This window comes from Rhodococcus sp. 06-470-2 (assembly GCF_002258235.1).
Lineage (GTDB): Bacteria > Actinomycetota > Actinomycetes > Mycobacteriales > Mycobacteriaceae > Rhodococcoides.
Genome location: NZ_NOYB01000015.1, coordinates 14,526 through 37,971, shown reverse-complemented (window position 1 = coordinate 37,971; position 23,446 = coordinate 14,526). Strand labels below are relative to the sequence as shown.

Sequence of the window (23,446 nt, the reverse complement as noted above, 5' to 3'; positions counted from 1 at the left end):
GTCGTCCGCAGTGGTGCCGCGATCGACGGTAGCGTGACGTTCGTGAGCTCTGTCGAACCTCCTCAGCACGTGATCTCTACGTTCGGGCTGCGCGATGTCGAGCCTGCACCGCTCGGTGCGGACTGGGACGGTGGATGGCGTCTGGGTGATGTCGTCCTGTCTCCGGTGGCAGACCATGCCCGAGCCGCGTGGTCGGCCAAGGTACGCGAGACGTTGACCGTCGACGGGGTTCGTCTCGCCCGTCCAGTGCGTTCGACCGACGGCCGATACGTCGTGTCGGGCTGGCGCGCAGACACGTTCGTCGCCGGCGAGCCGGAGCCCCGCCACGACGAGGTGATCTCGTTGTCGATGCGGTTGCACGCGGCGACCGCTCAACTCGAGCGACCCCGATTTCTGGTTCAGCCTCCCGTGGCCCCGTGGGCCGACGTGGACGTGTTCGTGGCTGCCGACAGGGCTGCCTGGGAGGCGGTCCCGCTACGCTCCGCCCGCGGTGCAGGCGCACCCGAGCCGTCGTCCAGTGACGGCAAGAGCAGTCTGGAATTGGTCAAACAGCTTGCGACACTTCGCAAGCCCGTCGAATCACCCGACCAGTTGGTGCACGGCGATCTGTTCGGAACGGTTCTGTTCTCCGGAAGCGAGGCCCCCGGGATCAGCGACATCACCCCGTACTGGCGTCCCGCGCCCTGGGCTGCCGGGGTGGCCGTGGTGGACGCACTTTCCTGGGGTGACGCCGACGACGGTCTGGTCGGCCGCTGGGACGATCTTCCGGAATGGCCGCAGATGCTGTTGCGTGCGTTGATGTTTCGTCTCGCAGTCCACGCGCTTCACCCGCGATCGACGTCGGAGGCCTTCCCGGGCTTGGCGCGAACAGCAGATCTGGTGCGCCTCATTCTGTGAGATCCGCTGCGCGAGCTGATAGTTCCACCGCACGAGCCGGCGATTCGGAGAGTTCGTGGAACAGTGACCTGGCGGCCTGCATCGCACGGGCTGCGTCGCCGTCGATGACCGCCGCCACGAGTGCGGTGTGTTCGTCGATGTAATCGTCGTCGTGCTCGATCGCGTGATGTCGCATGGCGTCGTGGATAACCGGCAGCAGCGAATCGTAGAACTCCAGATAGATGGCGTTGTGGCTGGCCGCGACGATGGCGCGGTGCAGCCGTGCGTCGATCCGAACGGCATCGGCCAGCGGGGTGTCGTCGGACCACGCGGCGTTGCGATCGGCCAGCGCACCCAGCATGGCGCGGATGTCGGCGTCGTCGCGTCGGTCGGCTGCGAGTGCTGCCGCAGTGACCTCCAGGGTTTCGCGCAGCTCGGTGACGTCGCGGTGCCGGGCGTCCGAGAAGTACTTACCCAGTGTCCCGCCGAGGTCGGAGCACGTCATGACGAAGGTGCCCGAACCTTGTCTGCGTTCGACCATGCCTGCATGGACGAGTGCCTGCACTGCTTCGCGCACGGTGTTGCGCCCGGTACCGGTCATCTCGCACAGTTCGGGTTCGGTGGGAATCCGGGTACCCACCGGCCATCGCTGCGACGTGATCTCCTCGCGCAGTGCAGCTGTCACCTGGGATATCAGGCTCGATCGCTGGACCTGCCGCACGTGGGCTCCTCATGCCGGGGACATTGCAGCGTCGATAGTAGTACTTTGCACCCAATGATCCGGTCATCCTATGATTGTGCGGTGAGTGCGCCCACCGTCCCCGCCGGCCGAATCGTCGGTACCTCCCTCCTGCGCGGGCGAATTCTGGTCTTCTCCGCGATCATTCTCTCCGCATTGACTCTGCGCGCCGCCGTGACCTCGATCAGCCCGCTGTTCGGCAGAATCGGCACCGACCTCGAGTTCGGTGCCACGGTGATCGGCATCGTGGGCATGTTGCCTCCCGCGATGTTCGCAGTGTTCGGTTTGGCAACGCCGTTTCTCGCCAAGCGCACGGGGCTCGAGCGGGCCGCTCTGCTGGCCATGGCACTGACCACCATCGGTATGGCCACCCGCGCGTTCGCGCCGAACACCGCGTCGTTGTTGGCGCTGTCCGCGATCGCCCTCGCAGGCATGGGCATCGGCAATGTCGTCATCCCGCCGCTGGTCAAACGCTACTTCTCCGACCGGCTCGCCGTGGTGAGCACCATCTACATCTGCGCCCTGCAGGTCAGCACCATGGTGCCGCCTCTGCTGGCGGTCCCCGTCGCCGACGCCCACGGGTGGCGGCTGTCCATCGGAATCTGGGCGGTCGTCGGCCTGGCCGCAGCACTGCCGTGGCTCGGTGTCGTGGTGGCCCGACGCGGCCACGACGAGAAGGATGTGACGGCCGAGGCCGGATCGGACGCGGTGCACGTGGAGCCGAGCGGCCGAATCCACCGGTCCTCGCTGGCGTGGGGGATGGTCCTGATGTTCGCGATGACGTCCACGATCACCTATGCGATGCTGACGTGGCTGCCGACGCTGTTGATCGATGCGGGTATCGGCGAAGCCCTTGCGGGTGCGTCGGTGGCCGCATTCGGGGCGATGGGCCTGATCACGTCGCTGGCCGCACCCACTCTCTGCGCGCGGGTGCGCAACCCGTACGGCATCGTGGTGGTCGCAGCGGCGTGTTATCTCGGCGGCTTCGCGGGTCTGCACTGGTCGCCGACGGCCGGTACGGTCCTGTGGGTGTGTCTGGTCGGGCTGGGCACGATGACCTTCCCGATGTCGCTGACGCTGATCAACCTCAGGACGCGCACTGCGGTGGGCTCGTCCTCGCTGTCGGGATTCACCCAGGGGTTGGGCTACGTGGTGTCGTCGACCGGTCCGATTCTGTTCGGGCTGTTGCACACGCGGTCCGGTGGATGGGGACTTCCGTTGATACTGCTCACCGGATGCGTGGCAGTTCTGCTGGTCGGAGGGTTCCTGTGCTGCCGACCGCGGATGCTCGAAGACACCTGGTGACGCACGTCGACGTCGACGCGTCATCTCACGACGGTGCCGGTGGGCGCGTGAGACCGAGTTAATCAGCGAGTCACCGCACGCAGCGCCGCTGCAACATGGCTTTCCTATGTTCGGTTCACACACCGATCAGGAGGCCACACGTGACCAGCCTTTCTCGCAGCGCTTCGGCAGATGCCGGCTCAGCCACCACGGCGACAGTTCCACCCGGAACAGTTCCCGTCTCCGTGAACCATCACATCGCGCACTGGAATTCCGAGGACGTCGAGGCCTGGGAGGCAGGTGGCAAGCAGATCGCCAAGCGCAATCTGATCTGGTCGGTCATCGCCGAGCACGTCGGATTCTCGATCTGGTCGATCTGGTCGGTGATGGTGCTGTTCATGCCGATGTCGGTCTACGGCATCGACGCGGCGGGCAAGTTCTTCCTGGTGGCCGTCCCCACACTCGTGGGCGCGATCCTGCGGATTCCCTACACCTTCGCCACGGCCAAGTTCGGCGGGCGTAACTGGACCATCTTCAGTGCTCTGGTGCTCCTGATCCCCACCGTGCTGACGATGTACTTCATGCTCAACCCGGCGTCGTACACCACGTACATCATCGTCGCGGCGTTCGCCGGACTCGGCGGCGGAAACTTCGCATCCTCGATGACGAACATCAACGCGTTCTATCCTCAACGCGAGAAGGGATGGGCGCTCGGCCTGAACGCGGGCGGTGGCAACATCGGTGTGCCTGTCATCCAGCTCATCGGCTTGCTGGTCATCGCTACCATCGGCAACACCGCTCCCGAGATCGTGTGCGCCGTCTATCTCGTCTTCATCGCGGTGGCCGCCGTCGGTGCCGCGTTGTTCATGGACAACCTCGACAACCAGAAGACCAACGGCCGCTCCATGATCGACGTGTTGAAGTTCTCGGACTCGTGGTGGATCGCCTTCCTGTACATCGGCACGTTCGGATCGTTCATCGGCTTCAGCTTTGCGTTCGGCCAGGTACTGCAGATCAACTTCCTCGCCGGACTCACCGACGGCGGCCCCTCGACTCCTGCTCTGCAGGCGCAGGCATCGCTGCAGGCCGCTCAGATCGCCTTCATCGGACCGTTGCTGGGATCGCTGTCGCGTCCGTTCGGCGGCAAGCTCGCCGACAAGATCGGTGGCGGCAAGATCACCCTGTACACGTTCGTGGCCATGACGTTCGCCACCGGAATTCTGGTCGCGGCCAGTACCTGGGACGATTCGACGCCAGGGGCGGCCAGCGGCACGGTGATGGTGCTCTTCGTCGTCGGATTCATCGCACTCTTCCTGCTCTCCGGTATCGGAAACGGATCGGTCTACAAGATGATCCCGGCGATTTTCGCAGCCAAATCGGTTGCACTGCAGGGTATGACGGCCGACGAACAGCAGCACTGGTCGCGCAAGATGTCCGGCGCACTCATCGGCATCGCCGGTGCTATCGGCGCTCTCGGCGGCGTCGGAATCAACCTGGTGCTGCGGGCGTCGTACTCGGGTACCGCGAAGTCCGCCACGACGGCGTTCTGGGTGTTCCTCGGCTTCTACGTCGTGTGCGCGATCGTCACCTGGGCGATCTACCTCCGCAAGACCGACTCCGCCGATGCGAACGCTCCGGTAGCCGTCTGAGGTTCCGGCACCGGCAAGAACGAAACGCACTGCACGGCAACGAAGATCGGAAGGACCCGCAATGAAGAACGCGGTAGTGGTAGGTCACGGGATGGTCGGACACCGATTCGTCGAAGCGCTGCGTGCGCGCGACGAGGCGGCCGAGTGGAAGGTGACGGTCCTGTGCGAGGAGGCACTGGCGGCGTACGACAGGGTGGGACTGTCGTCCTACGTCGGTGCGTGGGACCACAAGGAACTCGCGCTGGCGGGCAACGACTATCCCGGTGACGCACTCGTCGAGATGCGCACCGGAGTACGTGCAGAGCGCATCGACCGTGACCATCGCACTGTCGTGACCTCGGCCGGGGACACCGTCGACTACGACGCTCTCGTCCTCGCCACCGGGTCCTACCCGTTCGTCCCGCCGATCGCCGGTCACGACCTGCCCGCGTGCTTCGTCTACCGCACCCTCGACGATCTGGACAGGATTCGTGCTCGCGCCGACGCCGCGGGCCCCGGAGCCGTCGGTGTGGTGGTCGGCGGTGGCCTCCTCGGTCTCGAAGCGGCGAATGCGTTGAAGAAGATGGGGATGACCCCGCACGTCATCGAGTTCGCTCCACGGCTGATGCCGTTGCAGGTGGACGAGGGCGGCGGCGCGCTGTTGGCTCGCCTCGTCACCGAACTCGGGTTGAACGTACATGTGGGAGTGGGCACGTCGTCGATCTCCGAGAACGACAGCGCCGGTCTGACGGTCGAACTTAGCGACGGCAGCAGCATCGACGCCGCGCTGCTGGTCTTCTCCGCCGGTGTTCGTCCGCAGGACCGACTGGCACGCGAGAGCGGCCTCGAGGTCGGTGAGCGCGGCGGCATCATGGTCGACATCGGTTGCAGTACATCCGATCCGGCCGTCTACGCGATCGGTGAATGTGCCGCCGTCGAGGGCCGGTGCTACGGCCTGGTCGCTCCCGGATATTCGACGGCGGAGGTGGTGGCCGACCGATTGCTCGGTGGCGCAGCGCAATTCCCGGGTGCCGACATGTCCACCAAGCTCAAGCTGATGGGCGTCGACGTCGCGAGTTTCGGCGACGCCATGGCGGCCACTCCCGGTGCGCTCGAGGTGGTGTTCAGCGATGCACCCAAGGGCACGTACGCCAAACTCGTCGTGACCGACGACGCGAAGACTCTCCTCGGGGGCATCCTCGTCGGCGATGCCTCCGCCTACTCGCTGCTCCGTCCGCTCGTCGGACGGGAACTGCCCGGCGACCCGGGTGCCCTGATCTCACCGGCAGCCGAACAGGTCGGTATCGGTGCGCTGCCCGACGACGCCGAGATCTGCTCGTGCAACGGTGTGAGCAAGGGGGCGATCTGCTCGGCGATCGCCGACGGGGCCTGCGATCTGGCGGCCGTGAAGAGCTGCACCACTGCGGGCACTACCTGCGGTGGATGCCTGCCGTCCATCAAGTCGTTGCTGGCAGCATCCGGGGTGGTGCTCTCGAAGTCGTTGTGCGAGCACTTCGCTCAGTCCAGGGCCGAGCTGTTCGAGATCGTTCGGGCCACGAACACCCGCACCTTCTCGTCGCTGATTACCAAGTACGGCACCGGAACCGGCTGCGACATCTGCAAGCCCGTCGTGGCATCGATTCTGGCGTCGACGTCCTCGGATCACATTCTCGACGGCGAGCAGGCGTCACTGCAGGACACCAACGACCACTTCCTGGCCAACATTCAGAAGAACGGCACGTACTCGGTGGTGCCCCGGATGCCAGGAGGCGAGTGCACGCCCGAGCAGCTCATCGTCATCGGTGAGGTGGCCCGCGATTTCGGGCTGTACACCAAGGTGACCGGAGGCCAGCGCATCGACATGTTCGGTGCCCGCGTCGAGCAGCTACCGGCGATCTGGAAGCGCCTCGTCGACGCCGGTATGGAATCGGGCCAGGCGTACGGAAAGTCGCTGCGGACGGTCAAGAGCTGCGTCGGCTCCAGTTGGTGCCGCTACGGCGTCCAGGACTCGGTGGGAATGGCCGTCGATCTCGAGAACCGCTACCGGGGCCTGCGATCGCCGCACAAGATCAAGTTCGGTGTCTCGGGCTGCGCGCGCGAATGCGCCGAAGCTCGGGGCAAGGACGTCGGGATCATCGCGACGGAGGGCGGCTGGAATCTGTACGTGGGCGGGAACGGCGGTCAGTCACCCAAGCACGCTCAGCTGCTGGCCTCGAACCTCGACGATGCCACCCTGGTCAGCTACATCGACCGCTACCTCATGTTCTACGTGCGTACGGCCGATCGGTTGCAGCGCACAGCGCCGTGGCTCGAGTCGCTCGATGGAGGCCTCGACCACCTCAGAGCAGTCGTGTGCGACGACAGCCTCGGCATCGGTGCGGAGCTGGAGGCCGACATGGAACGCCACGTCGCCGGGTACAAGGACGAGTGGGCGGGTGTGCTCGAAGACGACGAGAAACTCGGTCGATTCGTCTCCTTCGTCAACGCCCCGGACGAGGCGGACCCCACCATCGCGTTCGACGAGTCCGGGGCACGCAAGGTACCCGTGCTGATGGGAATGCCGCGCATCGGCGCGTGAACCGCCGAAGGAGCTGACAACCGGCAGGTCACGAGACTGAGTGCATGTGCACAGACGAGTAATCGCGACTTAACGGGCCAGAAACACAAGCAACGTGGAATAGCTGATCAGGAGGTGCGCCATGACTGTCATCGATTCATCAACAGTGAAGTCACCAACAGCGGTACCGAACGGCATCGCTCGTGATTGGACCCCGGCCTGCACACTCGACGCACTGATTCCGGGGCGCGGAGTGGCGGTGCTCCTGCGAGGTGGCACCCAGGCGGCGCTGTTCCTGCTCGACGACGGACGACTGTTCGCGGTGGGCAACATCGATCCGTACGGACACGCAGCAGTGATGTCACGCGGACTGGTGGGAGACCGCGGAGGCGAACCCACCGTCGCGTCGCCGTTGCTCAAGCAGGTCTTCTCCCTGGCCGACGGGCGCTGCCTCGACGACCCGCAGGTCACCCTCGGATCCTTCGAGGTCTCCTGTGTCGAAGGCGTCGTGCTCGTCCGCGGCGGATCTACGTGAGCGAAATCGCCGGGGCAGCACTGCCTCTGGCCGGGTTCACGGTCGGAATCACGGCGTCGCGTCGGGCCGAGGAGTTCGCGACTCTGCTCGAGCGGCGCGGTGCCACCGTGATGCATGCACCTGCAATCCGCATCATCCCTTTGGCCGACGACGCCGAACTCGAACGCGTCACCGCCGCCGTCATCGCTGATCCGCCCGAGATCACCGTTGCCACAACAGGAATCGGCTTTCGTGGCTGGATCGAGGCAGCGGACGGGTGGGGGCAGGCCGAAGAACTGGGGCGCGCACTCGGCGCGTCACGCCTGCTGGCTCGTGGGCCGAAGGCGAAGGGTGCCATTCGAGCGGCCGATCTGCGCGAGGAATGGTCGCCCGCCTCGGAGTCCTCGGCGGAGGTACTCGAACATCTGCTCGCCGAAGGGGTGGAGGGTAAACGCGTCGCGGTGCAGCTGCACGGCGCGACCACCGAATGGGAGCCGGTCCCCGACTTCTGCGAGGTGTTGCGCTGCGCAGGGGCCGAAGTGGTTCCGGTGCCGGTGTACCGCTGGACGGCGCCCGACGACCAGAGCCCGATGGACCGGATGATCGAAGCCGTCGTCGTCGGCGAGCTCGATGCCCTCAGCTTCACCTCGGCACCGGCGGTGGCGTCGATGCTGATGCGCGCCGACGAGAACGGCGTGCTCGAACCCCTGCTGCAATCGATGAGATCGAGGGTGCTGGCGGCCTGTGTCGGGCCGGTCACGGCCGCGCCCCTGGAACAACTGAACGTGGCCACCACCCAGCCCGCACGGGCGCGTCTGGGGGCACTCGCGCGGCACATCGCCGAGGAGCTGCCGAGGCGAACCGGCCGGCTGCACGCTGGCGGACACGTGGTCAGCGTCCGCGGTAAGTGCGTGGTGGTCGACGGCGAAGTTCGACCGGTGTCGCCGGCAGGCATGGCGCTGATGAAGACGTTGGCCCGCAATCCCGGACGCGTCGTCTCCCGCGAGGACCTGTTGGCGTCACTGCCCGGCGGAGGCGGCGACACCCATGCGGTGGAAACCGCGATGACCAGACTCAGATCCTCGCTGGGCGCGCCGAAGGCGATCCAGACCGTGGTCAAGCGTGGCTATCGCATCGCACTCGATCACATCGAGACCGAAACGGACTGCGACTCCGACGAATCGGCCTCGCGTTCGGCCGTCGTCGAAGGAGGGAAGTACTGATGACACCCACTCTGGTGTTGGTTGCACACGGCACCCGAAACCCCCGTGGTGTCGAGATGATCGCCGCACTCGCCGATGCCGTGTCGACGCAGATCGGTACCACGCGCGTGGCGTTCGTCGACGTTCTCGGGCCGTCTCCGGCCGAGGTGCTGCGCGACACCGCCGAGTCGGCGGTGGTGGTTCCGGCTTTCCTTGCGTCCGGCTACCACGTGCACACCGATGTGCCGCGAGAGATCGCCGACAGCGCTCACACCTCGGTCGCGGTCACCCGCGCTCTCGGACCCGACCACGTGCTGGCCGAGGTCATGGTCGACCGACTGCGTGATGCAGGTTGGCAGGCGGGTGACAGTATCGTGCTCGCTGCCGCAGGATCGTCGGACGCTCGTGCGTTGGAGGAACATCGGCGCGCGGCAGCGATGCTGACCGACGTCGCCCGGGTTCCGGTCCGCATCGGCTACGTCGCCACCAGTACCCCCACCGTGTCCGACGCGGTGTCGACTCTGCGTGACGACGGGCATGCGCGGGTGTTCGTGGCGTCGTATCTGTTGGCGCGCGGGCTCTTTCACACCCGTTTGGCCGACGTCGGTGCCGACGGCGTCGGTGAACCGCTCGGAGTGCATGCCGCGATCGTCGATCTCGTGGTCGCGCGCTACCGCGAGGGTGTTCGCTCTCTCGGTGAATCTAGTGGTGCGGTAACGGAAGAATTGTCACCGGCTCGTCGGCGCTGACCTCGGCCGGGATCACCGCCAGTGCGTCGCGGCCGACGAGGTGAGCCAGATGTGCCGTGCGGACCTGGGTATCTGCTCGCCACCGCGTGCCGTCCGCGGTGACCGGGACGATGCGAGGAGTCGAGGACCGAACCTCGGCGGCATTGGTCAACAGGCCGATCCGCGATGGGCGCACCGTCCTCCCGGTCAGGGCGTCGACGATGGCGGGTGCGGTGAGCATCGCGGTGCCGACGGCGGCGAGCGGGTTGCCGGGTAGGCCGAGCACCACCGTGCCGTCGGGCAGCGCCGCGGTGATCTGAGAACCCCCGGGACGCATCCGCATTCGCCCGACGACGGTCTCCGCATCGAGGCCGACGAGGGTCGTGCGGAGCTGATCGGCGGCCCCGCCTCCGGTTGCCCCGACGACGATGATCACGTCCACGTCCTCGGTGCGGGTCAGCACGTCTCGAAACCCCGTCGCGGTATCGTCGAGCAGCGTCACATCGACGACGGTGATACCGCAGTGTGCCAGGTACTCCGGCAGTACCGATCCGAGAACGTCCCTCGTCTCGCCGGGGGCGAGTGGTCCGATGGATCGAATCTCGTTGCCGCTGATGACAACTCGCCCGCGGGCCGGGCCTCGAACCGCCATCTCGAACACCTCGGCGCTGGCGGCGAGCGACCGTACCGCGGCATCGATCGGGGTGCCTGCTGCGGCGAGTTCTGTGCCGGGCAGCCAGTCCTCGCCGCGTCGACGCGTGTCGTCCGACTGCGGGGCCGTCGGCATTCGCCGAGCGGACCCGTCGGGCTCGCGGATCACGTGTTCGTCGCGAACCACCGACGTCGCTCCGGGCGGAAGCGCGGCTCCGGTCGCTATGCGCACCGCCGTACCGTCGGTGAGTTCGGCGATGTTCGAGCTTCCGGCGTACGCGATGTCGGACCGCAGCGTCCAGGGTTCGGTGCCGCAGACGGCGTAGCCGTCCATCGCGGAGATGTCGACTGCTGGCAATGCGGTCCGGGACACGAGTGGTTCCGCGAGAACGGTTCCGACACTGTCCCGCACCATGACTCGATGGACCGGCAGGGGAGCGAGTCGACTCCGAATTTGCCCGAGCGCGTCGCCGACCTCCAACGTCTCGGGCAGCTGCGCGGCGCGGCGGGCCGCGAGCAGATCGGAACGGGTATCGCAGTCCTCGATGCCGGACATCGGGATGACCGTGTGTTCCGCGGGAACGATTCTGCGCATCGGTGCGCCGTCCACCGAATCCAGCTGTGCCACAGCAGAGCGCAAGGCAGACATTTGCCAGATGCCGAGCAGGAACTGGGTGCGGCCGTGACCGTCGCGGGCGAAGACGGCGTCGGTGCGCGAGTGGGATATGGAACCGATCAGCGATTCGACCGCCGCGGCGTCGAGAAAGGGCAGATCCGACGCAACGACCACCACCAGATCTGCGGTGCCCTCCGAATCTGCGGAACCGAGTGACTTCAGTCCGGCGGCGAGGGCGGCGACGGGCCCACCGCCTGCCGGCGTCTCGCGAGTCTGCACCACGTGCTCGGGCACTCCGGTTCGGAGCGGACCCACGAGAACCGTTCTGCGACAGCTCGATACCGCGTCCACGGCGATGTCGACCATGCGACGTCCGCCGACGGTCATGGCAGGCTTGTCGACCCCCTCCGACGCAGCGGGGTGCTCGGGATCTGCCATCCTCGACCCTCGGCCGCCGGCGAGAACGATCGCGTCGCAGACCGGCCGTGTCACGGTGCGAGCTCGGTCATGTCGGCAGCGGCACGTTCTGCAGGCGAACCTGCCCTCGCGCAATGGTCTTGCCGCTGTCCGAGGCCGTGATCGTGACCAGCCACAGTTGCTGAACGCGGCCCTGCTGCAACGGTTCTGCGACAACGTCGACGCGACCGCCCTTGCTGGCGCGCAGAAAGTCGGTGCCGTTGTGTACGCCGACTGCGAATTCACCGCGATCCTTGACCGCCTCGCTGGCACCGATGCTGGCGGCGCTCTCGACGGCAGTGGTGTAGACGCCGCCGTGGACGACGCCCCACGGCGTGAAGTGCTCGTCCGTCAAATCGATGTGCCCCGCAACCCTGGTGCCCGAGACCTCGTCGACGACGAGACCGGCGGACGCGACGAAGCTGCTGGCCTTCGACAGAGCGAACTTCGCCGTGGGGCGTGGATCGAACTGCTCGAACGCGTCCCTGATGTTCATTCTCCGAGATTAGTGGTCGGCGCAGTCGGGGGTGGGAGCGCCCCGAAGTCGAACCGAATCGAGGTCAACGGCACGCGCCCGTCGTGACTCGGCACGCCTTCGCCGGCCAGGGCGGCGAGCTGTCTCGCGGCAAGGTGCGGGGCCGGCTTTCCGCTCGCGCCGAGGACTCGATGCCAGGGCAGGTCCGCTGAATCGGTGCGCATGATCCAGCCGACGATGCGGGGGCTGGACAGGTCCGCGGCAGCCGCGATGTCTCCGTAGGTGGCAACGAATCCCGGGGGGATCGACGCGACCAGCGCGCGAACCCTTTCGACCTGGGCTTCGGTGATCGGGGCCATCTACAGCACAGATCGCACCAGTTCGGCGACCTCGACCGGCTTGGCCTGGCCGACCATGTGATCGCAGTCCAGCTCGACGGTACGCAGGTTCTCACCGAGTTTCTCTCGCAGTGCAGCAAGGAATTCGTCGGTGACATAAGGGGGTTCGACGCGCATGGCCCGAACCACGATGGTCGGGACGCTCTCGGCGGGGACCACGATCGGACGAGCGAGCTCGCCCCACGTCGCGACGATCGCCGGAATCGACATTCGCCACGTAACCTTTCCGCCTTCTGCGGGGACCAGGTGGTCGGCGACCTCGCGGTCGAGCAATTCGGTGGGCACGTCTGCCCACGCCCCGTGGATCTTCTCCGATCGCGCCTCGTCGGCGTCGGTGTAGTCAGGGGACTTCGCGGTGGCCTCTGCCACCTCGAGCAACTCGTCCGGCGGCAGAGCGATCGCGGGATCGAGCAGAACCAGCGCCCGCACCGCGTCCGGGAACCTCTGTGCGAGATGGACGGCCAACGCGCCGCCGTACGAATGCCCGAGCACCACGACCGGACCGCGCGCGTGGGCGTCCAACACGGCCTTCAGAGCCGTGACCTGCGCGTCGATGTCCCAGGGCGGCGTGGCCGGAGAATAGCCGTGGCCGATCAGATCAGGAGCCAGAATTCGGGCCTCGGGCAGGTGATTCTCGGCGAGATCCCACCAGCGGGCACCGTGGCCGGTCACACCGTGGACGGCAAGGATTTCGGGACCGTCTGCGGGTCCGAACGTATGCAGATTCAACTCGGGCACGTCGACCACTATGCCGCATCGCGCTAGGACCAGCGAAACAACCGGATCGCGCACGCGGTTCCGGCAATGACCGCGATCACGAGCCCGATGGGTCCGCCGATGTCGACAGGCGTTCCGGCCCAGGCAGATCCAAGCGCAGTGACGGTGGCACCGAAAGGAAGTACCTCGCCGACCACCGCAACAGGCCCAGGTAGATCCGCGACCGGTCCGAACAGTCCGCCGGTGGCACCGAGAGCCAAGAACAGAGTCAGACCGATCGCGACGGCCGAGTTCGCAGTGGGTGCGACGGCAGCCACCACGATCCCCAGCGAGTACATCGCCGCGGCACCGAGCACCACGATGGCCGCAACCAGGATCGGGTTGTGCGGTGGCGTGATGCCGAAGAGCAGGGTGCCGGTGGACAGAGCGATACCGATTCCGAGTGTCGCTTGGACGGCGCTGGTGATCACCTGCGCAGCCAACACCTGCGCCGGTCGGATCGGTGTCGTCGACAGTCGCTTCAGCACGCCGGACTTGCGATACAGCGCTAGAAAGCTCGGCATGTTCACGATCCCGACGACGGCGACGATCATGGTCAGGGTAAGCGGCAGCACGAACCGATCGAACGCGGTGATCGCGCCCGGACCGACGATCTCCGCCGAAGCACCCGAGCCGTTCATGACCAGTACGAGCACGGGGAGGGCGATGGGAACGATCAGGCCGGCCGTGTCCCGGATGACCATGCGCATTTCGGCCCCGACCAGTGCGCCGGTGGCGCGCAGGCCCGGACGAGGTGCAGCGTGGATGTCGTACGCGGTCATGCCGAATGCCGTTCCATCAGCGTCAGGAATGCGGCCTCCAGTGTGGCTCGGTGGTCGCCTCCGAGGCCGGCGTCGGCGATCAGAGATTCCGGTGTGCCGGTGGCCACGACGGCCCCGCGATCGAGGACGGTGATGCGATCGCACAGGCGGTGTACCTCGTCCATATGATGGCTGACCAACAGGATGGTGACACCGTCTGCGCGGAGGTCCTCGATCAGTCGCCACACGGTGCGTCGGGCATCCGGATCGAGTCCGGTGGTGAGCTCGTCGAGCACGACGACCCGAGGAGAACCGATCAGGGCGAGGACCACTGACAACCGCTGTTGCTGGCCTCCGGACAAGTGCTCGTACCGAACCCGCCGATGCTCGTGCAGGCCCACCGCACGGACGAGAGCGCCTCGATCGGCAGGTCGACGGTAGAAGGAGGCGAACAGATCAACCAGTTCGGCGACGGTGAGCGAGGCGTGAAGATCGTTGGACTGCAGCTGCACCCCCAGAACGGCTCGCACACGATCGCGATCGGCGACGGAGTCGAGTCCCAGAACTCGCACGGAACCCGAGCTCGGCTTACGAAGGCCCGCAACGATTTCGACCAGGGTTGTCTTGCCGGCTCCGTTGCGCCCGAGCAGGCCGTGCGTCTCGCCTTCGGCGATCGCGAGGCTGACGCCTTTCACGGCGGTGCGCCCCCGATAGCGCTGGGTGATGTCTCGAACGTCGATCGCTGCCATCCGATGTTCCCTTCTCGATGGTGTCGATCTCGACGCTAGATCCGCCCTGGCCTGCGCACAGGTGTCGATGGTCACCGATGGCGATCGTGACTTTCGGCAGGGGTGTGAGGGCGGACCTGGAGATAGGGTCGACAGAATGACACGACTCGGACCCGACGTTCTGGCCGGTGCGTTCGTGTCCGCGCTCGCGGTCGCGATGGGCGCTCTCGTCGTCTTCGATCGCTCGATCGCCGACGAGCTCTCGGTTCCACGTTCGGTTTGGGCGGCACTGTTCGCGGCCTTCCTGCTCGCGCAGACCGCGGGCATGTGGTGGGAAGACCGGCTGCCGGATCGTCCCGTGCGCGCATGCTTTGGCTCCCAGGTGGTGCTGGCACCGATTCTGGTGCTGACCGCCCCGACTGCAGGCTGGTTGCCCATTCTGCTGGTCTTCACCTCGACGTTCGCCGTGTATCGGGTGTCCGCCTCGGCGGTGGCGGTCATCGTTGCGATCTACACCTGCTGTGTGGGGGTGTCGGTCGCGATCCGGGGTGGACGGATCTCGGAGATCGTCCTGATCGCGTCGATCTACGGAGCGCTGCAGGTGGCCAGTGCGTTGTCGGTGACCGCGCAGCTGCGGCAGTCTCGGTTGCGTCGGGAACTCGCGGTCGCGCACGCCGAACTGCGCACCGCCAGTGCGTTGTTGGACGATTCCTCCCGGGCCGACGAGCGATTGAGAATCGCGCGAGAGTTGCACGACGTGCTCGGTCACCAACTCACAGCACTGAGCCTGGAACTAGAGGTAGCCTCCCATCAGGTCGCCGAGCCCGCGCGCGAGCATGTCGTTCGGGCTCGAACCATCGCACGTGACCTCCTCGCCGACGTCCGTGCGACCGTCGGCGAGGTGCGCAGCAGGACTCCGGTGCTGGGGGAGTCACTCGATCGTCTGGTTGCGCAGCTGCCCCAACCTGTTGTGCATCTGACGGTCGATCCCGAGATGCGGGTCGACGAAGCTCGCGGCTTGGCGGTGGTGCGCTGTGTGCAGGAGATGATCACCAACACAATTCGCCATGCGAACGCCGACGAGATGTGGATAGAGGTGACGTCGGATCCGACCGGTGCGCTGTCGGTCTCGGTGCGCGACGACGGCCGGGTGTCGCCCGATTTCGAGCCGGGGCACGGTCTGAAAGGAATCCGAGAACGCATCGAAGGACTGGGCGGCACGGTCACGTTTTCGGTCCAACGCGGGTTCGCGGTCCATGCAACGGTGCCGGCACCGTGATCTCGGTCTTGATCGTCGACGACCACACTCTGGTTCGGCAGGGTATCCGCAGCCTTCTCGAACTGGACCCCGACATCGAGGTGACCGGTGAGGCGGACGACGGCGCTGCTGCGGTCGCGTCTATGGAACTCGATCCTCCCGATGTGGTGTTGCTCGATCTACGCATGCCGCGGTTCGACGGACTGTGGACGCTGCGGGCATTGCAGGACAGAGGAATCAGGGTTCCGGTCCTGGTGCTGACGACGTTCGACGACGACGAGTTGGTCCTCGGGGCACTGCGTGCGGGTGCGAAGGGTTATTTGCTCAAGGATGTCACCTTCGAGCGGCTCGGCGGTGCCGTACGTGAACTCGCGGCAGGGCGCACCTTGGCACAACCTGCCATTACTCAAAGATTGCTGAACGCTCTTCGGACCGGAAAACACGGCGCGAGCGACGTCGGAGTCGCCGAAACCCTCACGGCCCGCGAGATCGACGTCCTACGGCTCGTTGCAAGCGGGTACACCAACAGATCGATTGCCGACGCACTGCATCTGGCAGAGGGAACCGTCAAGAACCACATGTCTTCGGCCATTCTCAAACTCGGTGCGAACGACAGAACCAGCGCAGTTCTGCGTGCGCTGCGCGACGGGCTGCTCGACTGAACGTGTCCAAGGCTCCGTCCGGGCGACGGTCGGTCTGTCGGTGGCTCGTGATTGCATCTGTGTCATGAGCTCGGACGGCAGACACGGCGCGACGGTCACTCTCGTCCGTGCACCCAAGGTGGCTCGCCCGGCACGGGAGTGGACCGGCTCGGCAGCTCGGCTGCTGTCGTCGACTCCCGACGCGGCAGCAGCGGCCGCGTCGGGTGCGCCGCGATGGAATCCATGGCAGATCCTGGGTGGTCCCGGCACGGGTAAGACTTCGCTCGTCGCCGATTACGCGGTCTCGCGCATCGTCACCGGTGATCCGGAGTCGGTTCTGGTACTCACCCAGTCCAAACGGGCGGCAACCGCGGTGCGCGAGGTCATCACCTCGGGTCTGTTCAGCGGCGATCACGCACTGCGGGCGACGCGTGAACCGTTGGTGCGCACGGTGCACTCCTACGCCTTCGCGGTGCTGCGGCTGCAGGCCTCGCTGTACGGCAATCCGCCACCGCGATTGCTGACCGGTGCCGAGCAGGACGCCGTGGTGCGCGAGATGCTGCGCGGCGATCTGGAGGACGGGGCGCTCGACTGGCCGGAGCGGCTGCGTCCGGCCCTCGGCACCGCGGGATTCGTCACTGCGGTGCGAGACATGATGCTCAGGTCCGCCGAACGCGGCATCGGACCGGAAGACCTGATCAAACTCGGCCGCAAGCACGGCAAGCCCGAGTGGGTCGCCGTCGGGAGGTTCGCTGCCCGATACGAGCAGGCCATGTTGCTGCGCGGTGCTGTGGGAGTGGAGGCGGCGGGAGCCACGGCTCCTGGTCTGGACGCCGCCGAGCTGATCGGTGCCGCGCTCATGGCGTTCGCCACCGATCCCGAACTGTTGCGCAGCGAACGCGCGCGTATTCGGCACCTCGTCGTCGACGACGCGCAGCACCTCGATCCGCAAGCGGCGCAGCTGGTTCGGTTGATCGGCACCGACACCGAATCGACAGTCGTCGCCGGGGATCCCGATCAATCCGTGTTCACTTTCCGTGGCGCCGATCCCGCTTTCGTGGCCGATCTGGTCGAGGCGGGCTCGCCGCGCCGCGTTGTGCTCACACGCAACTACCGCTCCGTGCCCGAGGTCGCCGAGCTGACCGACATCGTGGCGAGAAGATTGCCGGGCCTCGGTCGCCACCGCTGCCCCGAACCGGTGGGCAGGGCCCGATTCGGAGCGCCGGCAGCGCGGGTGCACGTCGTGTCCTCGCCTGCGAAGGAGGCGGCGATCATCGCCGACGCCATGCGTCGGGCCCACCTGATCGACGGCATGCCCTGGTCGGAGATGGCGATCGTGGTGCGGTCGGTACCGCGCACCCTCGCACCGTTGCGTAGGGCGCTGCACGGGGCAGGGGTTCCCATGATCACCCCGACCTCGGAGCTACCGTTGCACCGCCAGCACGGGGCCGTGGGTCTCCTGCTGGTACTGCGGGCGATCTCCGACCCGAGCTTCGACGGTGAAGATGCACTCGCGTTGCTCTCCGGGCCGATCGGCGGAGCCGACCCGGTGGGTCTGCGGCGACTGCGCCGCGGCGTGCGCAGGCTCGAGCTCGCATCGGGCGGCGAGCGCGACTCGGCGGAGCTGCTCAGAGTCGTACTCACCGACGACGCTCGGGGGAGTGCCGGGTGGACGAACGGACTGTCGGACGTCGAGTCCGCCCCGTTGCGCAGAGCCCTCGGTGTCATCCGGAAGGCGCGGGCTCTCGCCCGCGCGGGCCGCGGTGTCGAGGACGTGTTGTGGGCGGCGTGGCAGGCTTCGGGACTCGAGCGGCGGTGGGCCGCGGCGTCCGCCTGGGGTGGCTCGGCCGGTGCTCAGGCCGACCGCGACCTGGATGCGGTGGTGGCGTTGTTCGACGCGGCGGCGGCATACGTGGACAGGTTGCCCCGGGCGCAGATCGGTGGATTTCTCGATTACATTGCGAAGCAGGAGATCCCCACTCTCAACTCACACCGCGCCACGGTTCGGGCCGACGCGGTGACGCTGCTGAGCGCGCATTCTGCCGCGGGTCGGGAATGGGAGCTCGTCGCGGTTGCCGGCGTGCAGGAAGGGCTGTGGCCGGGTCTGCGGTCACGCGGCAGTCTCCTGGGCACCGACACCTTGGTCGACCTCGCGTCCGGCAAGGTCGACGCGGCCGCGGCGCTCGACGGGCGACTGTCGAAGTCGACACCGTTGCTGGCCGAGGAGCGCACCCTGTTTCTGGTGGCGTGCAGTCGCGCCCGATCGACCTTGCTCGTCACCGCCGTCGATTCCAGTACCGGAGATGCCGATCTGGTCCGGTCGCGATTCGTGGACGAACTCCGCGGCGTCGACGCGGGAGGTGAGTCGGATCTCGTACCCGAGCTCCCCGGGCCCGAGACCGCACACCGAGTGTTGGCGCTGCCGATGCTGGTGGCCGAACTGCGGAGTGTGGTGTGCGATCCGGTTGTCGCCGAGCAGGATCCGGACAAGCGAGCCCGAGCGGCCCGGCATCTGGCCACTCTCGCCGACGCCGGTGTTCGAGGTGCCCATCCCGACGAGTGGTTCGGGGTGGCAGGGCCCAGTACCGACGCGCCGTTGTGGCAGCTCGGCGACGGTCCGGTGCCGCTGTCGCCGTCCACGGTGGAACAACTCACCACCTGTCCGCTGCGGTGGATGTTCGAACGTCACGGCGGCAACGACGGCACCAACACCCATGCGGTCACCGGCACGCTCGTGCACACTCTCGTCCAGGCAGTGGCCGGTCGGATACCACCGGAGCAACTCCGTCGTGCTCTCGAAACAGCCTGGGATGCAGTCGATCTCGGATCGCAGTGGTACTCGCGACACGAGCTCGACCGAACCGGGGCGATGCTCGAGACCTTCGAGACCTGGCTGCAGGGCAGTCGAGGCGAGCTCACCGAGGCCGGAGTCGAAGTGCGCGTCGACGGCATACTCGACGCTCGGTCGGAGGACGAACCGGCGGTGGCGTTGCGTGGCCGCATCGACCGACTCGAGCACGACTCGGACGGCCGGCCGGTGATCATCGACGTCAAGACGGCCAAGACCGTGATGTCCAAGGAGGATGCCCAGGGCCACCATCAGCTGGCCACCTACCAGGTCGCCGCAGCAGCCGGTGCGATCGAGGGCGAGCCTGCGGGCGAGCCCGGCGGAGCGCGGCTGGTGTTCGTGGCCAAGCCTCACAACAAGGACGGGGCGACGCAGCGCGTCCAGGACGTGCCGACACCGGAGAAGCTCGAGGAGTGGCGAGACACCGTGCACCAGGCCGCATCGGCGACGCAGGGACCGACGTTCGAGGCGCGTGTCAACGACGGGTGCAGGCACTGCCCGGTCAAGTCCAGTTGTCCGGCACACGAGACGGGTAGGCAGGTGACCGAGCAATGACGACATCGACGAAGACACGGACCGGTTCGGTGCTGGTGTCGCCGGTCGAGCTCGCCCGGGCGCTCGGGCAGAAGCATCCACCGACCGACGAACAGGCCGCCGTGATCGCCGCCCCGCCCGGCCCGACGCTCGTCGTCGCGGGAGCAGGTGCGGGCAAGACCGAGACCATGGCGGCCCGCGTGGTGTGGATGGTGGCCAACGGTTTCGTCGACCCCGACCAGGTTCTGGGTCTGACCTTCACTCGAAAAGCCGCACAGCAGTTGATCTCTCGGATCAGAGCTCGGCTGGCTCGGCTGGCCGGATCCGATCTGGTGCGTGCACTCGATCCGAGTCTGGCGCTGCGCGAGCGAATCCTCGGTGCCGAGCCGGAAGTGAGCACTTACCACTCCTATGCAGGCCGCCTGCTCACCGAGCACGGCTTGCTGTTGCCGATCGAACCATCCGCGACACTGCTCTCGGAAACCGAACTGTGGCAGCTGGCCCACCGTGTCGTCAGTACCTGGGACGGCGACCTGGACACCGACCGCAACCCCACGTCGGTGACCGAGGCCGTACTCGCGCTTTCCGGTCAATTGGCCGAGCATCTGGTCGATCCCGAGGATCTGCGCCACGCGCACGTGGAGCTGGAGAAACTGGTGCACACTCTCGGGCCGGGGCCACGACAACGCGGCGGGCCCACCAAGGAGTTGCTGAACATTCTCGACGCGCAGCATCAACGAATCGGGTTGCTGCCGTTGGTGGAACGGCTTGCGCAGACTCTGCGTCGCGAGGGCGCACTGGATTTCGGCTCGCAGATGTCGATGGCGGCGCGGGTCGCCGCCGAGCATGCCGAGGTGGGAATCGCCGAGAGGCAACGGTTCCGGCTCGTCTTGCTCGACGAGTATCAGGACACCGGACACGCTCAGCGTGTGCTGCTGTCGTCTCTGTTCGGTTCCGGCAGCGACCCGCAGTTGGCCCTGACCGCCGTCGGCGACCCGATGCAGTCGATCTACGGGTGGCGCGGCGCATCGGCAGCGAATCTGCCGCGGTTCGCCACCGATTTTCCGAATGCCGACGGAAGCCCCGCACCTCGGCTCGAGCTGCTCACCAGCTGGCGAAATCCGCCCGAGGCCTTGACGCTGGCCAACCTGATCACCGACCCACTGCGTCGCGTCGGCGTGCCGGTGCCGACTTTGCGGGCTCGCCCCGGTGCGGTTCCCGGTGATGTTCGCCTGGCCGTCACCGACACCGTGCTGGACGAACGAGAGTGGATCGCGGACCGGATCGCGGGGGAGTACCGCTCCGCTCTCGAGCAGGATCGCATGCCGCCCACCGCCGCGGTTCTGGTGCGCCGCAACGCCGACGCCGAGCCGATCGCGGAGGTGCTGCGCAGCCGCGGACTACCGGTGGAGGTCGTCGGGCTCGGTGGATTGCTGCACGTTCCCGAGGTGGCCGACATCATCGCGATGCTGCGACTGGTGGCCGACCCCACTGCCGGTAGCTCGGCGATGCGCATCCTCACCGGCTCTCGGTGGCAGATCGGGCCGACGGATCTGCGGGCACTCTCCCAGCGCGCCCGAGAGCTCGAGATCCGCGGCGGCTACGGCACCAGCGGACGCGTCGACGACCCACAGGCGCTCGAGGCGGCGCTCGGTAGCGCTCTGCCCGGCGAGCAGTCGGAGCAGGCCGGTCTGGCCGACGCGATAGCCGATCCCGGTCCGGCCGAGCGGTACTCGGAGGTGGGGCACCGCCGGATCGTCGCCCTGGCAGGCGAGCTCCACCTGCTTCGCGACCGAATCGGTCAACCTCTGACGGAGTTGGTCGGCGACATCGAGCGGATCATGGGTATCGGTGTCGAGGCTCAGGCTCGCACGCCGTTCGGCACCGACGGCGCGGTCGGTCGTGAACATCTCGACGAATTCGCCCATGTGGTGGCCGATTACGCCGACAATCCGACCGCCACGGTCACCGGATTCCTGTCGTTCCTCGCCGCCGCGGAGACGGTCGAGGACGGCCTCGCCCCCGGTGAGGTCGAGGTCGCTCCCCATCGCGTGCAGGTGCTCACCGTTCATTCCGCGAAAGGCCTCGAATGGGAGGTGGTGGCGGTCCCGCACGTGGCCAAGGGTGTGTTCCCCTCCTCGAACGCCTCCTCGACCTGGCTCGGGGCGATGGCCGAGCTGCCGCCGTCTCTGCGCGGTGACCGCGCGCTCGACGGCGAAGGCTCGGAAGGGGTTCCGGTCCTCGAACTCGACGGGCTCCACAATCGCAAGGACCTGGAGGACGCAGTCAAGAGTCACAAGGATGCGTTGGCGAGGCGTCGGCTCGCCGAGGATCGCCGACTGTTCTACGTGGCACTCACCCGAACCGAACGGGTGCTGCTGGTATCCGCGCATCACTGGGACGAGAGCGCCACGAAGCCGCGTGGGCCGTCGGAATTTCTCGACGAGTTGCACACGCACGTCGAGGAGTTCGCCGACATCGCGGTGATCGAGCAGTGGGCCTCGGCCCCGGAGGACGGGGCGTCGAACCCACTCGGGGCCGTGCCGCACACCGCGTCCTGGCCGCGCGATCCACTCGGTCCACGACGAGGAGCGATCGAGAGCGGCGTGCACGAAGTGCTGCGCGCGTTGGCAGACATCTCGGCCACACCGAGCGAAGACGACGGCACCGATGGTCGAATTCGGGAGGACCCCGAGAACTGGGCCGCGGACGTCGACACTCTGCTGGCCGAGCGGGCCGCGAGATCGGTCGCAGGAGTCGACGTGGCTCTGCCCGGCAACCTGTCGGTGACACAGCTGGTGGACCTCGCGGCCGACCCCGACGCGTTGGCGTCGCGCCTACGCAGGCCGCTGCCGTTCCCGCCGAACCCGTTGGCCCGCAGAGGAACCGCGTTCCACGCCTGGATCGAGCGGCGCTTCGGTGCGACCCGACTGCTCGACCTGGACGAACTGCCGGGGTCGGCCGACACCGGAGCCTCGGCCGACGTGGACCTGGAAACCCTCCAGCAGGCGTTTCTCGACTCGGAGTGGTCGCTCCGCAGTCCCGTCGAAGTGGAGGTGCCGTTCGAGACGTCCGTGGCGGGAACGGTGCTGCGAGGACGTATCGACGCCGTGTTCGCAGACCCCGACGGCGGGTGGACCGTCGTCGACTGGAAAACCGGTGCCGAGCCGACGGCGTCGGAGCAGCGGGCGGTGGCGATGCAGCTCGCGGCCTACCGGCTGGCGTGGGCCGAGCTGATGTCGATCGGGCGCAGCGAACCGGTACCGCTCGATCGAGTGCGCGCGGCGTTCCACTACGTGCGCAGTGGTCACACCATTTCGCCCGAAAACCTTCCGGACGCAACAGAATTGGCCCAACTCCTGGAAGGCCCGGCCGGGCCCGAGCAACCGGGGGTCACGGTGCGTTCCGACGAGCCTTCAGAGCCTCGGTGACCAGTGGAATCTGCATCGGCAGTCGGGCGATCATCGCTGCTTTGAGAGCCGGCGAGGTCTTCGGGCTCTGCACGTACTTCCATGCCAGGTTGATGTTGGCGGGGAAGACCACGACGAACAGCGCGGCCGCGAGTGCACCGCCCAGTCGACGGGTCCGCGGTGCGGCAAGCGTTGCGGCCACGGCGAGTTCGGCAACGCCGGAGACCTGCGTGTAGGTCCGCGCCGAGCCGGGCAGGGCCGTCGGTACCTGGGCATCGAAGAACTTCGGGGTGGCGAAGTGCAGAACTCCGGCTCCGGCGAGCAGTCCGGCGAGGCGCAGTGCGGCCGCCTGACTCGATCTCTGTGTCATGCCCATACCGTGCCAC

Annotated in this window: 19 protein-coding genes; 11 read left to right on the top strand and 8 right to left on the bottom strand. The window is 67.0% G+C overall.

Annotated elements, in window-relative coordinates:
* The first annotated feature begins 42 nt into the window (after positions 1–42).
* Complete coding sequence (locus tag CH276_RS08655; protein WP_032398302.1) at positions 43–897, top strand: TIGR02569 family protein; 855 nt, start codon at positions 43–45, stop codon at positions 895–897.
* Here the strand turns inward: CH276_RS08655 and CH276_RS08650 are convergent.
* Positions 887–1,597, bottom strand: coding sequence for a FadR/GntR family transcriptional regulator (locus CH276_RS08650; protein WP_032397682.1), 711 nt, complete (start codon positions 1,595–1,597; stop codon positions 887–889). The two genes, CH276_RS08655 and CH276_RS08650, sit on opposite strands and share 11 nt — an antisense overlap.
* Positions 1,598–1,678: 81 nt before the next feature.
* On the opposite strand from CH276_RS08650, the gene CH276_RS08645 reads away from it, so the two are divergent.
* The 6 genes from CH276_RS08645 (at position 1,679) to CH276_RS08620 (ending at position 9,549) form a co-directional block, all read left to right on the top strand.
* On the top strand, positions 1,679–2,920 hold the full coding sequence (locus CH276_RS08645; RefSeq protein WP_045199967.1) for an MFS transporter: 1,242 nt from the start codon (positions 1,679–1,681) through the stop codon (positions 2,918–2,920).
* A 224-nt stretch (positions 2,921–3,144) separates the two neighbouring features.
* Complete coding sequence (locus tag CH276_RS08640) at positions 3,145–4,548, top strand: nitrate/nitrite transporter (RefSeq protein ID WP_052050432.1); 1,404 nt, start codon at positions 3,145–3,147, stop codon at positions 4,546–4,548.
* 61 nt (positions 4,549–4,609) lie between these two features.
* On the top strand, positions 4,610–7,105 hold the full coding sequence (gene nirB / locus CH276_RS08635) for a nitrite reductase large subunit NirB (RefSeq protein WP_094632497.1): 2,496 nt from the start codon (positions 4,610–4,612) through the stop codon (positions 7,103–7,105).
* A gap of 121 nt (positions 7,106–7,226) precedes the next feature.
* Entirely contained in the window at positions 7,227–7,619 is a 393-nt protein-coding gene (gene nirD / locus CH276_RS08630; RefSeq protein WP_032398305.1) for a nitrite reductase small subunit NirD, read from the top strand.
* Positions 7,616–8,821: a uroporphyrinogen-III synthase gene (locus tag CH276_RS08625; RefSeq protein ID WP_094632495.1), complete on the top strand. Its 1,206-nt coding sequence runs from the start codon at positions 7,616–7,618 to the stop codon at positions 8,819–8,821. Before nirD ends, CH276_RS08625 begins: the two co-directional genes overlap by 4 nt.
* On the top strand, positions 8,821–9,549 hold the full coding sequence (locus CH276_RS08620; RefSeq protein ID WP_094632493.1) for a sirohydrochlorin chelatase: 729 nt from the start codon (positions 8,821–8,823) through the stop codon (positions 9,547–9,549). The genes CH276_RS08625 and CH276_RS08620 overlap by 1 nt, the downstream gene beginning before the upstream one ends.
* On the opposite strand, the gene CH276_RS08615 is transcribed toward CH276_RS08620, so the two are convergent.
* Genes CH276_RS08615 through CH276_RS08590 form a run of 6 tightly spaced genes read right to left on the bottom strand, consistent with a single transcriptional unit; the run spans position 9,503 to position 14,390 of the window.
* The gene (locus CH276_RS08615; RefSeq protein ID WP_094632491.1) at positions 9,503–11,287 is read right to left on the bottom strand and encodes an NTP transferase domain-containing protein; all 1,785 of its coding nucleotides are present in this window, start codon (positions 11,285–11,287) and stop codon (positions 9,503–9,505) included. The genes CH276_RS08620 and CH276_RS08615 overlap by 47 nt on opposite strands.
* Before the next feature lie 13 nt (positions 11,288–11,300).
* A complete protein-coding gene (locus CH276_RS08610; RefSeq protein ID WP_045195734.1) occupies positions 11,301–11,747 on the bottom strand; it encodes a PaaI family thioesterase in 447 nt (148 codons plus the stop codon).
* A complete protein-coding gene (locus CH276_RS08605) occupies positions 11,744–12,085 on the bottom strand; it encodes an MGMT family protein (protein WP_094632489.1) in 342 nt (113 codons plus the stop codon). Before CH276_RS08605 ends, CH276_RS08610 begins: the two co-directional genes overlap by 4 nt.
* Entirely contained in the window at positions 12,086–12,862 is a 777-nt protein-coding gene (locus CH276_RS08600; RefSeq protein WP_094632535.1) for an alpha/beta hydrolase, read from the bottom strand. It lies immediately after the preceding gene.
* Positions 12,863–12,885: 23 nt separating this feature from the next.
* Positions 12,886–13,662, bottom strand: a complete 777-nt coding sequence (locus CH276_RS08595; RefSeq protein ID WP_094632487.1) for an ABC transporter permease — start codon at positions 13,660–13,662, stop codon at positions 12,886–12,888.
* On the bottom strand, positions 13,659–14,390 hold the full coding sequence (locus CH276_RS08590) for an ABC transporter ATP-binding protein (RefSeq protein WP_094632533.1): 732 nt from the start codon (positions 14,388–14,390) through the stop codon (positions 13,659–13,661). Before CH276_RS08590 ends, CH276_RS08595 begins: the two co-directional genes overlap by 4 nt.
* A 136-nt stretch (positions 14,391–14,526) precedes the next feature.
* On the opposite strand from CH276_RS08590, the gene CH276_RS08585 reads away from it, so the two are divergent.
* From CH276_RS08585 to CH276_RS08570, 4 genes are all read left to right on the top strand, one after another.
* A complete protein-coding gene (locus CH276_RS08585) occupies positions 14,527–15,648 on the top strand; it encodes a sensor histidine kinase (protein ID WP_176459169.1) in 1,122 nt (373 codons plus the stop codon).
* Complete coding sequence (locus CH276_RS08580; protein WP_094632483.1) at positions 15,645–16,289, top strand: response regulator; 645 nt, start codon at positions 15,645–15,647, stop codon at positions 16,287–16,289. Before CH276_RS08585 ends, CH276_RS08580 begins: the two co-directional genes overlap by 4 nt.
* A gap of 64 nt (positions 16,290–16,353) precedes the next feature.
* Positions 16,354–19,671 carry an ATP-dependent helicase gene (locus tag CH276_RS08575; RefSeq protein ID WP_094632481.1) on the top strand — a complete coding sequence of 1,106 codons (3,318 nt, stop codon included), beginning with the start codon at positions 16,354–16,356 and terminating at the stop codon, positions 19,669–19,671.
* Positions 19,668–23,081 (top strand): ATP-dependent helicase, encoded by a 3,414-nt coding sequence (locus CH276_RS08570; protein ID WP_094632479.1) that lies wholly within the window; start codon positions 19,668–19,670, stop codon positions 23,079–23,081. Before CH276_RS08575 ends, CH276_RS08570 begins: the two co-directional genes overlap by 4 nt.
* Here CH276_RS08570 and CH276_RS08565 read toward each other — a convergent pair.
* Complete coding sequence (locus CH276_RS08565) at positions 23,044–23,430, bottom strand: DoxX family protein (protein WP_032398310.1); 387 nt, start codon at positions 23,428–23,430, stop codon at positions 23,044–23,046. The two genes, CH276_RS08570 and CH276_RS08565, sit on opposite strands and share 38 nt — an antisense overlap.
* Between the last annotated feature and the right edge of the window lie 16 nt (positions 23,431–23,446).

Coding starts and splice junctions, on each gene's coding strand:
- nirB (WP_094632497.1), top strand. CDS start 4,610: ATGAAGAACGCGGTAGTGGTAGGTCACGGGATGGTCGGACACCGATTC.
- nirD (WP_032398305.1), top strand. CDS start 7,227: ATGACTGTCATCGATTCATCAACAGTGAAGTCACCAACAGCGGTACCG.
- CH276_RS08620 (WP_094632493.1), top strand. CDS start 8,821: ATGACACCCACTCTGGTGTTGGTTGCACACGGCACCCGAAACCCCCGT.
- CH276_RS08610 (WP_045195734.1), bottom strand. CDS start 11,747: ATGAACATCAGGGACGCGTTCGAGCAGTTCGATCCACGCCCCACGGCG.
- CH276_RS08605 (WP_094632489.1), bottom strand. CDS start 12,085: ATGGCCCCGATCACCGAAGCCCAGGTCGAAAGGGTTCGCGCGCTGGTC.
- CH276_RS08595 (WP_094632487.1), bottom strand. CDS start 13,662: ATGACCGCGTACGACATCCACGCTGCACCTCGTCCGGGCCTGCGCGCC.
- CH276_RS08590 (WP_094632533.1), bottom strand. CDS start 14,390: ATGGCAGCGATCGACGTTCGAGACATCACCCAGCGCTATCGGGGGCGC.
- CH276_RS08585 (WP_176459169.1), top strand. CDS start 14,527: ATGACACGACTCGGACCCGACGTTCTGGCCGGTGCGTTCGTGTCCGCG.
- CH276_RS08575 (WP_094632481.1), top strand. CDS start 16,354: ATGAGCTCGGACGGCAGACACGGCGCGACGGTCACTCTCGTCCGTGCA.
- CH276_RS08570 (WP_094632479.1), top strand. CDS start 19,668: ATGACGACATCGACGAAGACACGGACCGGTTCGGTGCTGGTGTCGCCG.
- CH276_RS08565 (WP_032398310.1), bottom strand. CDS start 23,430: ATGACACAGAGATCGAGTCAGGCGGCCGCACTGCGCCTCGCCGGACTG.